The organism is Salipiger sp. H15 (assembly GCF_040409955.1).
GTDB lineage: Bacteria > Pseudomonadota > Alphaproteobacteria > Rhodobacterales > Rhodobacteraceae > Salipiger.
Genome location: NZ_CP123385.1, coordinates 1445116 through 1458755 on the forward strand (window position 1 = coordinate 1445116; position 13640 = coordinate 1458755).

Annotated in this window: 15 protein-coding genes; 9 read left to right on the forward strand and 6 right to left on the reverse strand. The window is 70.7% G+C overall.

Going from position 1 to position 13640, the window contains the following annotated elements; genetic code table 11:
* Positions 1 to 10: 10 nt before the first annotated feature.
* The 6 genes from PVT71_RS21100 to PVT71_RS21125 all read left to right on the forward strand — a co-directional run bounded on the left by PVT71_RS21100 (position 11) and on the right by PVT71_RS21125 (position 5924).
* Entirely contained in the window at positions 11 to 403 is a 393-nt protein-coding gene (locus PVT71_RS21100; RefSeq protein WP_353474445.1) for a cytidine deaminase, read from the forward strand.
* Positions 403 to 1692 carry a thymidine phosphorylase gene (locus PVT71_RS21105; RefSeq protein ID WP_353474446.1) on the forward strand — a complete coding sequence of 430 codons (1290 nt, stop codon included), beginning with the start codon at positions 403 to 405 and terminating at the stop codon, positions 1690 to 1692. Before PVT71_RS21100 ends, PVT71_RS21105 begins: the two co-directional genes overlap by 1 nt.
* Positions 1689 to 2909: a phosphopentomutase gene (locus PVT71_RS21110; RefSeq protein WP_353474447.1), complete on the forward strand. Its 1221-nt coding sequence runs from the start codon at positions 1689 to 1691 to the stop codon at positions 2907 to 2909. Before PVT71_RS21105 ends, PVT71_RS21110 begins: the two co-directional genes overlap by 4 nt.
* Positions 2906 to 3937: an adenosine deaminase gene (locus PVT71_RS21115; protein WP_353474448.1), complete on the forward strand. Its 1032-nt coding sequence runs from the start codon at positions 2906 to 2908 to the stop codon at positions 3935 to 3937. The genes PVT71_RS21110 and PVT71_RS21115 overlap by 4 nt, the downstream gene beginning before the upstream one ends.
* Entirely contained in the window at positions 3925 to 4554 is a 630-nt protein-coding gene (gene upp, locus PVT71_RS21120; RefSeq protein ID WP_353474449.1) for a uracil phosphoribosyltransferase, read from the forward strand. The genes PVT71_RS21115 and upp overlap by 13 nt, the downstream gene beginning before the upstream one ends.
* Before the next feature lie 68 nt (positions 4555 to 4622).
* The gene (locus tag PVT71_RS21125; RefSeq protein ID WP_353474450.1) at positions 4623 to 5924 is read left to right on the forward strand and encodes an SPOR domain-containing protein; all 1302 of its coding nucleotides are present in this window, start codon (positions 4623 to 4625) and stop codon (positions 5922 to 5924) included.
* 92 nt (positions 5925 to 6016) lie between these two features.
* Here the strand turns inward: PVT71_RS21125 and PVT71_RS21130 are convergent, their stop codons facing one another.
* Positions 6017 to 7042: a hypothetical protein gene (locus tag PVT71_RS21130; RefSeq protein WP_353474451.1), complete on the reverse strand. Its 1026-nt coding sequence runs from the start codon at positions 7040 to 7042 to the stop codon at positions 6017 to 6019.
* Between the two features lie 260 nt (positions 7043 to 7302).
* On the opposite strand from PVT71_RS21130, the gene PVT71_RS21135 reads away from it, so the two are divergent.
* Entirely contained in the window at positions 7303 to 7950 is a 648-nt protein-coding gene (locus PVT71_RS21135; RefSeq protein ID WP_353474452.1) for a sulfotransferase family 2 domain-containing protein, read from the forward strand.
* Between the two features lie 322 nt (positions 7951 to 8272).
* On the opposite strand, the gene PVT71_RS21140 is transcribed toward PVT71_RS21135, so the two are convergent.
* Positions 8273 to 8896 (reverse strand): ribonuclease T2, encoded by a 624-nt coding sequence (locus tag PVT71_RS21140; protein ID WP_353474453.1) that lies wholly within the window; start codon positions 8894 to 8896, stop codon positions 8273 to 8275.
* Positions 8897 to 9038: 142 nt separating this feature from the next.
* Between PVT71_RS21140 and PVT71_RS21145 the strand changes: the two genes are divergently transcribed.
* Complete coding sequence (locus PVT71_RS21145) at positions 9039 to 9818, forward strand: cell cycle transcriptional regulator TrcR (protein WP_353474454.1); 780 nt, start codon at positions 9039 to 9041, stop codon at positions 9816 to 9818.
* Positions 9819 to 10113: 295 nt separating this feature from the next.
* Positions 10114 to 10998 carry a methyltransferase domain-containing protein gene (locus PVT71_RS21150; RefSeq protein ID WP_353474455.1) on the forward strand — a complete coding sequence of 295 codons (885 nt, stop codon included), beginning with the start codon at positions 10114 to 10116 and terminating at the stop codon, positions 10996 to 10998.
* A gap of 48 nt (positions 10999 to 11046) precedes the next feature.
* Here the strand turns inward: PVT71_RS21150 and PVT71_RS21155 are convergent, their stop codons facing one another.
* The 4 genes from PVT71_RS21155 to PVT71_RS21170 all read right to left on the reverse strand — a co-directional run bounded on the left by PVT71_RS21155 (position 11047) and on the right by PVT71_RS21170 (position 13640).
* A complete protein-coding gene (locus tag PVT71_RS21155) occupies positions 11047 to 11991 on the reverse strand; it encodes a hypothetical protein (RefSeq protein ID WP_353474456.1) in 945 nt (314 codons plus the stop codon).
* A 78-nt stretch (positions 11992 to 12069) separates the two neighbouring features.
* A complete protein-coding gene (recR, locus tag PVT71_RS21160) occupies positions 12070 to 12663 on the reverse strand; it encodes a recombination mediator RecR (protein ID WP_353474457.1) in 594 nt (197 codons plus the stop codon).
* Positions 12664 to 12767: 104 nt separating this feature from the next.
* On the reverse strand, positions 12768 to 13112 hold the full coding sequence (locus PVT71_RS21165; protein ID WP_353474458.1) for a YbaB/EbfC family nucleoid-associated protein: 345 nt from the start codon (positions 13110 to 13112) through the stop codon (positions 12768 to 12770).
* Between the two features lie 156 nt (positions 13113 to 13268).
* Entirely contained in the window at positions 13269 to 13640 is a 372-nt protein-coding gene (locus tag PVT71_RS21170) for a hypothetical protein (RefSeq protein ID WP_353474459.1), read from the reverse strand.

The window sequence follows — 13640 nt, forward strand, 5'->3', positions numbered from 1 at the left end:
GAGGTGCGCCATGTCGCTCGAGAAAGCCGCCCGCGCGGTGCGTGAAAACGCCTATGTCCCCTATTCCAAGTTCAAGGTGGGCGCGGCGCTGCGGGCCCCGTCGGGGGCGATCTATTCCGGCTGCAACGTCGAGAACGTCGCCTATCCCGAGGGCACCTGCGCCGAGGCCGGCGCCATCGCCGCCATGGTCGCGGCGGGCGAGACCGAGTTCCTCGAGGCCTATGTCGTCGCCGATTGCGAACACCCGCTGCCGCCCTGCGGCGGCTGCCGCCAGAAGCTGGCCGAGTTCGGCAAGACCCATGCCAAGGTGACGCTGGCCACCACCGACGGCGCGACGCTCGAAACCACCGTGGGCGAGCTCTTGCCCGGCGCCTTCGGTGCGGGGCACATGGACCGCGTCTGATGGATGCGCGCACCGTCATCGCCGCGCTGCGACGGGGCGAGCCGCCCAGCGAGGAGGGTCTGCGCTGGTTCGCCGCCGGGCTCGCCGACGGCAGCGTGACCTCGGCGCAGGCCGGGGCCTTTGCCATGGGCGTCTGCCTGCGCGGCCTTTCGGAGGAGGCGCGGGCGGTGCTGACGCTGGCCATGCGCGACAGCGGCCACGTGCTGCGCTGGGACCTGCCGGGGCCGGTGCTCGACAAGCATTCGACCGGCGGGGTGGGGGACTGCGTGAGCCTCGTGCTGGCGCCGATGCTGGCGGCCTGCGGCGTCTATGTGCCGATGATCTCGGGGCGCGGGCTGGGGCACACCGGCGGCACGCTCGACAAGCTCGAGGCGATCCCGGGCTATGTCACCGACCCCGGCGAGGAGCGGCTGCGCGTCGTCATGCGGGAGGCGGGCTGCGCCATCGTCTCGGCCTCGGAGGGCATCGCGCCCGCGGACCGGCGGCTCTACGCCATCCGTGACGTGACCGCGACGGTGGAGTCGCTCGATCTCATCACCGCGTCGATCCTGTCGAAGAAGCTGGCGGCGGGGCTCGAGGGGCTGGTGCTCGACGTCAAGGTCGGCTCCGGCGCCTTCATGAAGACCATGGAGGAGGCGCGGGCGCTGGCGCGCTCGCTGGTCGGCACCGCCAATGCGGCGGGCTGCCACACATCGGCGCTGATCTCGGGCATGGACGAGCCGCTGGCAGACGCGCTCGGCAATGCCTTGGAGGTGCGCAGTTCGATGGAGGTGCTGACCGGGGGCGCTGGCGGCCCGCTGCTGGAGCTTTCCGTGGCGCTTGGGGCCGAGCTGCTGGCCGGGGCCGGGATCGGCGGCGGCGAAGGCAAGCTGCGCGAAAGCGTCGCCAGCGGTGCCGCGGCCGAGCGTTTCGGGCGCATGGTGGCGGGGCTGGGCGGGCCTTCCGATTTCGTCGAGCGCTGGAGCGACATGCTCCCCGAGGCGCCGGTGGTGATCGACGTGCCCGCGCCCGAGGCGGGCCATGTCGCGGCGATGGACGGCGAGGCGCTGGGGCTCGCGGTGGTGCATCTGGGCGGCGGGCGCGAGGTCGAGAGCGACCCGGTCGACCCCGCAGTCGGACTTTCCCACGTGCTGCGGCTCGGGCAGGCGGTCGAGGCGGGTCAGCCGCTGGCGCGGGTCCATGCCGCAGGCGCCGGGGCGGCGGAGGCGGCGGCGCAGGCGGTGCGCGCCGCGATCCGGATCGGCGAGGCGCCGGAGCTCGGCCCGCTGGTGAGAGAAAGGATCGCGTGATGCGGGCATTCCTGGTGGTGATGGATTCGGTGGGCATCGGCGGCGCGCCGGATGCCGCGGCCTATTTCAACGGCGGCGTGCCCGACACCGGGGCCAACACGCTGGCCCATATCGCGCAGGCCTGCGCCGAGGGACGGGCCGAGGAGGGCCGCAGCGGGCCCTTGCGCCTGCCGGTGCTGGACGCGCTCGGACTGGGTGCGGCGGTGCGCCTTGCGAGCGGCGACGCGGTGCCGGGGCTCGGGGCGGAGGCCTCGGGCAAGATCGGGGGGCTCTGGGGCGCGGCCTCGGAAAGCTCGAAGGGCAAGGACACGCCCTCGGGGCACTGGGAACTCGCCGGGCTGCCGGTGCCCTGGGACTGGCATTACTTCCCCGTGGAGCAGCCGGTCTTCCCGGCGGAGCTGCTGGCCGAGGTCTGCAGGATCGCCGGGGTCGAGGGCACGCTCGGTAATTGCCATGGCTCGGGCACGGTGATGCTCGAGGAGTTCGGCCCCGAGCACCAGCGCACGGGCAAACCGATCTGCTACACCTCCGCCGACAGCGTCTTCCAGATCGCCGCGCATGAGGAGAGCTTCGGGCTCGACCGGCTGCTGGACCTCTGCGAGAAGATCGCGCCGACCCTGCACGCGATGAAGGTGGGCCGGGTCATCGCGCGGCCCTTCCTCGGCGCGCCGGGCAGCTACCGGCGCACCACCAATCGCCACGACTACGCGATCATGCCGCCGGAGCCGATCCTCACCAACTGGGTGCAGGACGCCGGGCGCCGCGTCTACGCCATCGGCAAGATCGGCGACATCCTCTCGATGCAGGGCATCGACGAGGTGCGCAAGGGCGACGATGCCACGCTGATGACCCACCTGTCGGACCTCGTGGACAGCGCCGAGGACGGCTCGCTCACCTTCGCCAATTTCGTCGAGTTCGACAGCCTCTACGGCCACCGGCGCGATGTCTCGGGCTATGCCCGCGCGCTCGAATGGTTCGACGCCGAGCTTGGCCATCTGCTGCCGCGCCTGCGCGAAGGCGACCTGCTGCTGATCACCGCCGACCATGGCAACGACCCCACCTGGACCGGCACCGACCACACGCGCGAGCGCGTTCCGGTGCTTGTGCATGGCCGCGGGGCAGGGCAGATCGGGCAGATCGCATTCGCCGATGTGGCGGCAAGCATCGCGGCGCATCTCGGCGTGCCCGCGCAAGGACCGGGAAGGAGCTTCCTTTGAGAGACCCCAGAGACCACGACGAGGAAAGCCTGCACCGGATCAAGGGCCTTCCGAAGGTGGAACTTCACCTGCACATCGAGGGCGCGGCGCCGCCCGCCTTCATCCGCGGCCTCGCGCAGGAGAAGAAGATCCGCCTCGACGGCGTCTTCGCCGAGGATGGATCCTACATCTACCGCGACTTCGTGCATTTCCTCGAGGTCTACGAGGCCGCGACCTCGGTGCTGAAATCGCCCGAGGACTACGCCCGCCTGACCGCCGCCGTGCTCGAGGAATGCGCGCAGAACGGCGTGATCTACGCCGAGACCTTCATCTCGCCCGATTTCTGCGGCGGTGGCGATCTCGGCGCGTGGCGCGAGTACCTGCACGCGATGCAGGACGCGGCCGACCGGGCCGAGCGCGACATGGGCATCGCCCTGCGCGGCATCGTCACCTGCGTGCGCCACTTCGGCCCCGAGAAGGCGAAGGCCGCCGCGCGCTGCGCCGCCGAGACCGCCGGCGAGTGGATCACCGGCTTCGGCATGGGCGGCGACGAGAACCGGGGCGAGCAGCGCGACTTCGCCTACAGCTTCGACATGGCGCGCGAGGCCGGGCTGCGGCTGACTTCCCATGCCGGCGAATGGCGCGGCGCGGGCGAGGTGCGGCGCGCGATCGAGGATCTGGGGGTCGAGCGCATCGGCCACGGCGTGCGCGCCATCGAGGATCCGGCACTGGTCGATCTCATCGCCGAGCGCGGCATCACGCTCGAGGTCTGCCCGGGCTCGAACGTGCGGCTCGGCGTCTACCCGTCGCTCGCGGCGCACCCGATCCAGAAGCTGCGTTCGCGCGGCGCCCGGGTCACCGTCTCGACGGATGACCCGCCGTTCTTCCATGCCAGCATGGTGCAGGAGTACGAAAACCTTGCGCGCGGCTTCGGATGGGAGGAAGAGGACTTCATCGAGATTGCCAAGACCTCCGCGGATGCGGCCTTCTGCTCGGCCGGGACGCGCGAGGCGCTGCTGAAAAGACTGGAGAGCGCATGCAACACCTGACCGTCGTCGATCACCCGCTGGTACAGCACAAACTCACCCTGATGCGCGAGAAGGACACGTCCACCGCCTCCTTCCGCCAGCTCCTGCGCGAGATCTCGCTGCTGCTGGCCTACGAGGTCACCCGCGGGCTGCCCGTCACCACCAAGCAGATCGAGACCCCGCTCTGCGCCATGGACGCGCCGACCATCGAGGGCAAGAAGCTGGTGCTGGTGTCGATCCTGCGCGCCGGGAATGGCCTGCTGGACGGCATCCTCGAGCTGATCCCGGCGGCCCGCGTCGGCTTCGTCGGGCTCTACCGCGACGAGGAGACGCTCGAGCCGGTGCAGTACTACTTCAAGGTCCCGAAGAACCTCGAGGACCGCACGGTGATCGCGGTCGACCCGATGCTCGCCACCGGCAATTCCTCGGCGGCGGCGATCGACCTGCTGAAGCAGGCCGGGGCGAAGAACATCATCTTCCTGTGCCTGCTGGCCTCGCCCGAGGGCGTCGCGCGCATGAAGGAGGCGCATCCCGACGTGCCGATCATCACCGCCTCGCTCGACGAGAAGCTCAACGACAAGGGCTACATCGTGCCGGGACTAGGGGATGCGGGCGACCGCATGTTCGGCACAAAATAAGCCTTCGCAACGCTTTACAGCTGCGCGGGTGGCATGCAATGCTGGCCGCGCAGCTTCCCGGGGGCGACATGCGTATCAAGGTTCTGGCACATCCCGTTCTTCTGGCACTGGGCACGGCGCTCGGCACGGCGCTGATCGCCGGCGAGGCCGCGGCGCAGCGGATCGAGACGATCAGCACTCCGGCGGAACTGCCGCCCGCCAGCTACAGCGGGCCGCAATACGTCGACAGCCGCGGCTGCGTCTTCGTCCGCGCGGGCTTCGGCGACGCGGTGGTCTGGGTGCCGCGGGTCAGCCGGGCCGGCGAGCCGGTCTGCGGCTACGCGCCGAGCCTCGCGGGCCAGAGCCGCACCGCGACACCCCCCGCCCCGGCCGCCACCCCCGCCGAGACGCCGGCCCCGGCGCCGAGCCCGAAACCGGCCCCCGCGCCGACCACCGCGCGCGCCACCCCGGCCCCTGTTCCCGCCCCGGCCCCCGCTCCCGCGCGCGCGTCGGGACAGCCGATGACCACCGTCGCCTCGAAACCCGCGACCGTGGTCAAGGCCCCGGCCTCGAAGCCGCCCGCGGCCCCGGCGCCGCGCGTCGTCGCCGCGGTTCCCGCGACGAAAGCCGCACCGGCCCCGGTCCAGCCCGCCCAGCCCGCCCGGGGGCTCGTCGGCGGCGCCTGCGCGCCCGGCTTCAGCGGCGAGATCGTCAGCAACGGCCGCACCGTGCGCTGCGGCCCGCAGACTGAGCCCTACGCCACCGAGGTGCGCCGCGGTGAGGCCCCGGCCAAGGGCAAGAACGTCTACATCTACAACGGCGACGGTACCGGCAGCTGGCAGGACGGCAAGCTGCTCGTGCCCGGCAGCACGCGCATCCTGCCGCGCCACGTCTACGAGGAAGGCCCGGCCGAGCGCACCGTGATCCCCGCCGGCTACCGCCCGGCCTGGGAGGATGACCGGCTGAACCCGCACCGCGCGCTGCAGACGGTCAAGGGCTACTACGACAGCCAGCGCGTCTGGACCCACGACGTGCCGCGCGCCTCGACCGCCGGGACCGTGGTCACGGCGCAGGCGCCGCGGGTGCGCTTCGAGGGCGATCCGGCGCTCCGGCCCGCCCAGTCGACGGTGCAGTCCGGCACTCTGATCGCCGCCGCGTCGGACAGCGCCGACACGCCGCGCTTCATCCAGATCGGCGCCTTCAGTAGCGTCGAGAAGGCCGAGGCCGCGACCCGCCGCCTGCGCGCCGCCGGGCTGCCGGTGCAGCAGCTCGCGCGCAGCTCGGACGGGCTGCGCCTCCTGCGCGTCGGCCCCTACGAGGAGGACCGCGCCGCCGAGCGGGCGCTCGCCAGGGTCCGCGCCACCGGCTACCGCGAGGCCGAGCTGCGCTGAACGCGCGCGTCTTCTTCTCTTTGAAAATACGCCGGGGGAGTCCGCGTCAGCGGACGGGGGCGGAGCCCCCCTTCCCGCAGGCAGGCCGCGCCTCAGCCGCCGCAGATGCCCTGCAGCCGGACCCAGTCCGCGTCGCCCAGCACCTGCACGCTGCCCTCGGCGGCGCGCGGGTCGCCCTCGACCAGCGGCAGCACCGACTCGCCGGTGATGTCGCGCGCATAGGCATAGGGCGAGCTGCGCAGCTCGATCTTCGCGAAGCCCTCGAGCAGCGCCGCGTTGGGCACCGGCACCTGCGGCCGGGTCAGCAGCGTCTCGGCGTAGCTCTCCAGCGTGCCGCGTGGCAGCGTGCCGGTGGTCAGCAGCCGCAGGCTCGACCAGAGCCCGGCATGGCGCAGCAGGTCCCCGAGCGGGTCCGACTGGCGGGCGCGGAGCGATTCCGCGAGGATGTAGCCCGCCGCCACGTCCGGATCCTCGTAATCCTCGAGCAGGTCCTTGCTGATCAGGATCACCCCGCCGGGCAGGTGCGCGGTGTCGCGCACCCCGTCGCGCAGCACCACGAGATCGCCGCGGCGCGACTCCCCGAGCACCCGCGCCGCCAGCAGGCGCAGCGGGCGCGAGGCCTCGTCCGTGCTGCAGGGGCGGCCGGAGACGCGGCTGATCTGCCCGAGCAGCGCCTGCCCGATCTCGACCCGCTTGGCGCGCGGCACCACGCGCTCGGCATGGTCGAGCAGGGCGGGCGGCAGCCAGAAGAGCGCGCCCGCGACGAAGAGCCCGGCGATGCCGATGACCATGCGCAGGCGCAGCTTGCCGGGCTTCGGGCGTCGGCGCTCGATGTCGCGCAGCACGCGGTCGATGGCGTCGATCATCGTGCCCTCGTCCTCGGCCAGTTCGATCGTCTCGCCGGGATCGCCGTCGGGGTGGTAGAGCGCCGGGGTGCGGCCCTTGTTGGCGCGCACCACCGCGGCCATGGACCAGTGCGACAGCGCCCGGCCGGAGATGTCCGAGACGGTCAGCGTCGCGTCGCCCATCGACAGGATCACCTCGCGCCGCTGAGCCTCGGGCTCGGGCCGCCAGAGCGCGGTGGCTTCGAGGCGCTGGTACTCCTTGAGGGCTGTCATGCGTGCGCTGTTCTCGGGGCGTTCTTGGGGGCGTGTCTTGACGCGGTTCTCGGGAGGCGTTCTTGGGCGCGTTTCGGGGCCGGACGGCGGTCTGCTCTGCCTTTGTTCGCTCCTGATTAGCAAGCCCGCCGCCTAGGAGCAATCGCTGCCGCGCAGACCGGGGGCCGCGACGCTCCGCCGCCCGGTCACGGTTGCGAAAAAGACGCGGGTTCAGGGGGCTGCGGGCTTGCGGTGCGCCGGGCCGCGGCTAGGCTCGCGGCATGATCATCTCGCCCGGCCGCGGCTACATCTTCGTGCACATCCCCAAGACCGGGGGCACCGCGCTGGCGCGGGCGCTCGAGGCGCGCGCACGGCGCGACGACATCCTGATCGGCGACACGCCGAAGGCGCTGAAGCGCAAGGCGCGGCTGCGGGCTCTGACGCCGCGCGGCCGGCTCTGGAAACACGCGACGCTCGCCGACATAGACGGGGTCCTGACGCCGGGAGAGATCGCCGCGATGCGCCGCGTGGCGCTGGTGCGCAACCCGTGGGACCGGATGGTGAGCTACTACCACTGGCTCCGCGCGCAGGGCTTCGCGCACCCGGCGGTAACGCTGGCGCAGGGGCTGGGCTTCGACGAGTTCCTGCTGCACCCGCAGACCACGGCGACGCTGCGCGCCTGGCCCGCGGCGCGCTACCTGCGTGACGTGACGGGGGCGGACCGGGGCGACATCTGGCTGCGGCTCGAGCACCTGCAAGAGGACCTTGCGGCATTCGAGGCGCATCTCGGCTTTGCCGTAGAGATGGGGCGCGAGAATGCCTCCGAGCGGCTGCGCGACTACCGCGGCTACTACACGGAGGCGACCGCAAGCCACATCGCCGACGCCTGCGCCGAGGACATTGCGCGCTTCGGCTACCGCTTCGGATGAGCCCGCCGTTGCGCGTCCGGGGGCGCGTCCGGGTCCCGGGTGCACGTTTGGAAAATTATGTCGGGTTAACGACAATTAAGAATTTCGTTAACCAATTTTTAAGGGATTAACGATTTGACTATAGGCACGGTGCAGCTTCGTCTTACTCGCACCGTGCCGGGGGGCGAACCGCTCCGATGATCGTTTCCGTTTTCTGTATGCTGGCAAGCATTTGATCGCGGTTCGGGTACTCCCCCCGGCTCTTTTCCCACCTCTCCCCGGATGATGCCCTGCCTCCAAGGCGCAAGCGCGCTGTCTTCTGCGCGTGCAGGATTAAGATTCCTTACCGGACCGGGTCGAGAAGCGCGTTGGGCAGATGGCAATCCTTGACCACGTCCTGGCCGCAGGGAACCGGCTCCAGCGCCTTCGACAGGCAGAGCCGCGCCTCCTGGATCCGTCCCGCCTCGCAGGTGATGGTCAGCATGTCCGGCTCCCAGCCGGGATTGGCCTGCAGGAACGCCTCCTCGACCAGTTTCGCGGGCAGGGTGACCGGATCGTCGAGCCGGCGCAGCGCCTCGGGGCGGTTGACGGCGGCAAAAGCGCGGCGGGCGAGGGCGAAATAGTCCCGCGCCGAAAGCCCGGCGCAGACGCCGTGCTTCTTCCACTGGTACCAGGCCGCGCCCTGCGTGCCCATGATGTCGGCCATGGCGGCGGTCTCGGCGCGGCTCGGCGGCCGGGCGGTGGTGGCGCAGTAGGACGGGTAGCCGCGCGTGTTCTGCGGCCAGAGCCCGTGCAGCACCCAGCCGAGCGCCCGGTCGCATTGCGGCGAGTGGCGCGCCTCGCCCTCCAGCGCGCACCAGGTCGGCGACCAGCTCAGCGACAGCACGTAATAGTCGAACTCCCCGGCCTGCTCACCCTCGGCACGGGCAAGCGTTGCGGTGAGCAGCAGGATCAGCAGCGCACGCATTTTCTCTTTCCTCTTGGGTTCCGCGCGACTATATAGGCCCGAAGTTCCCCGACAACGGTAACCCGTCCTGGAGAAGTAATCCGGGACCTCCCGAGGCCAGAGCCTTGGGGGAGGGGAGAAGATTTACGTAAGGAGATGACCCATGGCAAAACTGCTGCATCCCAAGGCGACCGCTGTCTGGCTCGTCGACAACACCACCCTCACCTTCAAGCAGATTGCCGACTTCACCGGCATGCACGAGCTGGAAATCCAGGGCATCGCCGACGGTGACGTGGCCGGCGGCGTGAAGGGCTTCGACCCGGTCGCCAACAACCAGATCGAGCAGTCGGAAATCGACAAGGCCGAGAAGAACCCGCTCGCCAAGCTCAAGCTGAAGTACAACCCGGCCGCCGTCGACGAGGACAAGCGCCGTGGCCCGCGCTATACCCCGCTGTCGAAGCGCCAGGACCGTCCGAACGCGATCCTGTGGCTGGTGAAGTTCCATCCCGAGCTGTCCGACGGCCAGATCTCGAAGCTGGTGGGCACCACCAAGCCGACGATCCAGTCGATCCGCGAGCGCACCCACTGGAACATCCAGAACATGCAGCCGATCGACCCGGTCGCGCTTGGCCTCTGCCGCCAGTCGGAGCTCGATGCCGCCGTCGCCAAGGCCGCGAAGAGCCGCGCCGAGGTGATGACCGACGACGAGCGCCGCAAGCTGGTGTCGACCGAGCAGAGCCTCGGCATGGACAGCCACGAGCCGCGCCTGCCGACCGCGATCGAGGGTCTCGAGACCTTCTCGCTCTCCGACCCGCGCGGCGAGGACGACGAGGAGGACACCCGCGGCCCGAGCGACTTCTCGGATGCCGACAGCTTCTTCAACCTGCCGTCCGGCGGTCACGACGATGACGAGGACGAGGACGACGACGATCCCCGCCGCTGAGGCGCCTTTCGTCACGCCATTGCAAGGCCCGTCGCACCCGCGGCGGGCCTTTTTTCTTGGCGCTCGGGACACAGCGCGCGTGCCCTCACGTCGCGGTGTGCGGGCCCCGATTGACGGGTTTCGCGGAACCGCGTATCGCCGCCGGGATGCACCCGGAGGCGGTGCAGCGTGTCGCCCGCCGCGTGGCCATTAGAGGCAAATGAGCGGGCCCCTTTGGACAGATTGCAAGATGCTGGGAACGTCTTTTCCCTGTGGTGATCCGGCTGCCGAACGTCGTGCGGGCTTTGCCGAAACCATGGCTCATCTCGGCGACTACGCCGGCGCCATCGAGGCGCTGCGCGGCGCCATGGAGCTCGTGCCCGGCTGGGCCGCGGGCTGGTTCCGCCTGGGCGAGTATTACGAGACCGCCGGCGAGACCGAGGCGGCCGCCGAGGCCTGGGACCGCGCCGTGGCCGCCGATCCGCGCGATCCGCTGGGCGCCGGCCTGCGCCGCGACCTGCTGCGCGGCGTGCCGGTGGCCGAGAGCATGCCGCCGGCCTTCGTCGAGCTGCTCTTCGACCAGTACGCGCCGCGGTTCGAGCGCTCGCTGGTCGGGAAGCTGGGCTATCGCGGCCCGGCGCTGCTGCTCGAGGCGCTGCGCGGGCAGGGCTTCGAGCGCGCCGCGAACGCGCTCGACCTCGGCTGCGGCACGGGGCTGATGGGCGAGGTGCTGCGGCCCTTCTGCGACAGGCTCGAGGGCTATGACATCTCGGCCGGGATGCTGGGAGAGGCGGCGGCCAAGGGGGTCTACGACGCGCTCGAAAAGCGCGACATCGGGGTGATGGCGCCGATCCTGCCGCGCTACGACCTGATCGTCGCGGCGGATGTGTTCATCTATCTCGGCGCGCTCGAGCGGGTGATCGGCTGGTGCGCCGGCGCGCTGGCGCCCGGCGGGCGCCTCGCCTTCACGCTGGAACTGGGCGAGGCCCCGGTGCAGCTGCGCGAGAGCCGCCGCTTCGCGCATTCGCGGGACTACGTGCAGGGTCTGCTGGATGAGGCCGGCTTCGGCTCCAGCCAGCTGACCGAATGCGTGCTGCGGCAGGACCGGGGCGAAGATGTCGCCGCCCTGCTGGTCACCGCGCAGGCGCAGGTGCGCGTGCTCGACCGCGAGGGGGACGGCGAGACCGAGGTCCTCGCCTGACGAAATAAGTCCGGGTGCGGCCCTTTTGGGCCGCCCCGGATCATGGGCTCAGAAGCCGAAGCTGAGGTTGAGGCGCAGCGCGCTCTCGCCGTCGAAGTTCGACGCGGCCTCGAGCCGTCCGCCCAGCCCGTGCCCGTCCGCCGCGCCGTAGTCGAGGCCGAGCGCCAGCTGGTCCCCGTCGAGGTAATCGCTCGCCGAGAGCTTGCTGCTGCCGGTGTCGGTGACGTAGGTCAGCCCGTCCTGGTCGCCGCCGAAGACGGTATAGGCCGCATAGGGGCGCAGGATGCCGCCCACCGCGCGCATCGGCGCGCCGAGCTCGGCCCGCCAGGCGGTGGAGTAGGTGACGCGGCTCTGCACCTCGCCGCCCTTGCGCACGAGGTCGTAATCCGCCGTCGCGTGGCGGAGCACGTCGCCGCTGATCGCGAAGTCGATGCCGGTGCCCGGGGCCTCGCCTTCCGTCAGCATGGTCTCGCCGCGCAGGCTGAGCCCGAGGATGCGGCCATCGTGATCGCTGCTGCCGCTGGCCCAGGCGGGGCTCGAGAGCTTGTTGTGGGTGCGGCCCATGAAGAGCGCGCCGCCATAGCTGACGCCGTTGGATTCGCCCTCGTAGCCGGTGCCGAGGAAATAGGAGCGGATGCGCGCCTCATGCACGTCGTCGTCAAGCTCCGAGACGCCCTGCCCATAGCCCGCGAAGGCCGATAGTCCATTGCTCCAGCCCCAGCCGAAGACCAGCCCGCGGCTGTTGTACTCCGCGTCCTGTGCCCCCGAGGGCGCGGCGTTGCCGCCCGCGGCGTAACCGCCGAGGAAGAAGCCATCCTGACGGCTGGAAAGCGCGGTGTGGCCGATGCCGAAGCCGATCTCGCGCGAGAGCAGGTCGGTCTGCGACAGCGGCGCGGGGTCGAGCGCGGGAACGGAAGCCTCCTGCGCCGCGACGGCGCAGGGCGCGAGAAGCGCGAGGACGGCAAGACGGGGGAGCGAGGAAAGACGGGTCATGCGTTGCCTTTAGCTCCACTCTTCAGCGCCGCACAGATGAGCGGCCATCACAGACGCGTGGCTCGGCGTGAAGTCGCCTCAGAGCTTGCGGCGCGCGTTGAGCGCCGCGGTGATCGTGCCGTCGTCGAGGTAGTCGAGCTCGCCGCCGATCGGCACGCCCTGCGCCAGCGAGCTGAGCGTCACCCGCGTCTCGAGCTGGTCGGCGATGTAGTGCGCCGTGGTCTGCCCGTCGACCGTGGCATTGAGCGCTAGGATCACCTCGGTGATGCCCTCGCTTTCCACCCGCGCGACAAGCTGCGGGATGCGCAGCTCCTCGGGGCCGATCCGGTCGAGCGCCGAGAGCGTGCCGCCCAGCACGTGATAGCGCCCCTTGAAGCTGCCGCCACGTTCCATCGCCCAGAGATCGCCCACGTCCTCGACCACGCAGAGCTGGCCGTTGGCGCGGCGCTCGTCGGCGCAGATCGGGCAGATCTCTGAGGTGCCGACATTGCCGCAGTTGTAGCACTCGCGCGCCGAGGCGGCGACGCGGGACATCAGCTCGGCCAGCGGCGCGAGCTGCAGCTCGCGCTTGCGGATGAGGTGCAGCACGGTGCGCCGCGCGGAACGCGGGCCGAGCCCGGGCAGGCGGGCCATCATCTCGATCAGCGCGTCGATCTCGCTGCGCTCGGGCATGGTGAGGTGACCTTTCGGGCCGCAGACCCGGACCTGACGGACGCCGCAGAGCGCCCGGGGCGCTCCGCTCTGTCCGGCCGGATGCCGTGCCTGCGGCAGGCGTCTTAGAACGGCATCTTCATGTCGGCGGGAAGGCCAAGCTCTTCAGTGAGCTTGCGCATCTCTTCCTCGGCGCGGTCCTGCGCCTTGGACTGCGCGTCCTTGATCGCCGCGAGGATCAGGTCCTCGACCACTTCCTTGTCGTCGCTGTTGAAGATCGACGGGTCGATGTCGAGCCCCTTGAGTTCGCCCTTGGCCGTGGCCGTCGCCTTGACGAGGCCAGCGCCGGACTCGCCGGTGACCATGGTCGTGTGCAGACCTTCCTGCAGCGCGGCCATCTTGCCCTGCATCTCCTGTGCGGCCTTCATCATCTTGGCCATGTCGCCAAGTCCGCCCAATCCCTTGAACATGTGGTGTCTCCTGTCTGGGGCCCTGTCTGAGGCTTGCCTTCTAGATACGGATCGCGGGAGGGGGCGGCAAGGGAAGGCAGGAGTATTTGCCCGATAACCGCCGCGGGGACGTGGCGGCACGGGCGCGTTCAGGCGTTTCGCGGCGCGGAGCGGCCCCTACTTGCCGTCGCGGCCCGCCGCCTCGTCGAGCAGCCGGGTCAGCAGCAGCGCCACGCCGCCGAGCATCAGCGAGCGGCCGATGGCGTCGGTGACATTGACGGGCGCGAAGGGCTCGATGTGGTCGCGCGTGGTCTGCGCCATGCGGCGCGCGCGCGAGCGGCGCGGCAGGTCGCCGAACTGCTTGGCCGCGGGCACGTGGCCGATGCGCGGCTTGGCCTTCAGCAGCACCGCGCCGATTGCCAGCAGCCCGCCGGCAAAGACGATGGGGGCAAGGCGTTCGCGGCGGGTGGCGGGAAGGGCGTCACCCAGCCGTTCGCGCAGGGCGGGCAGGGTGGCCTTGTGGATGGCCTTGTGCGGATCGAAGTTCAT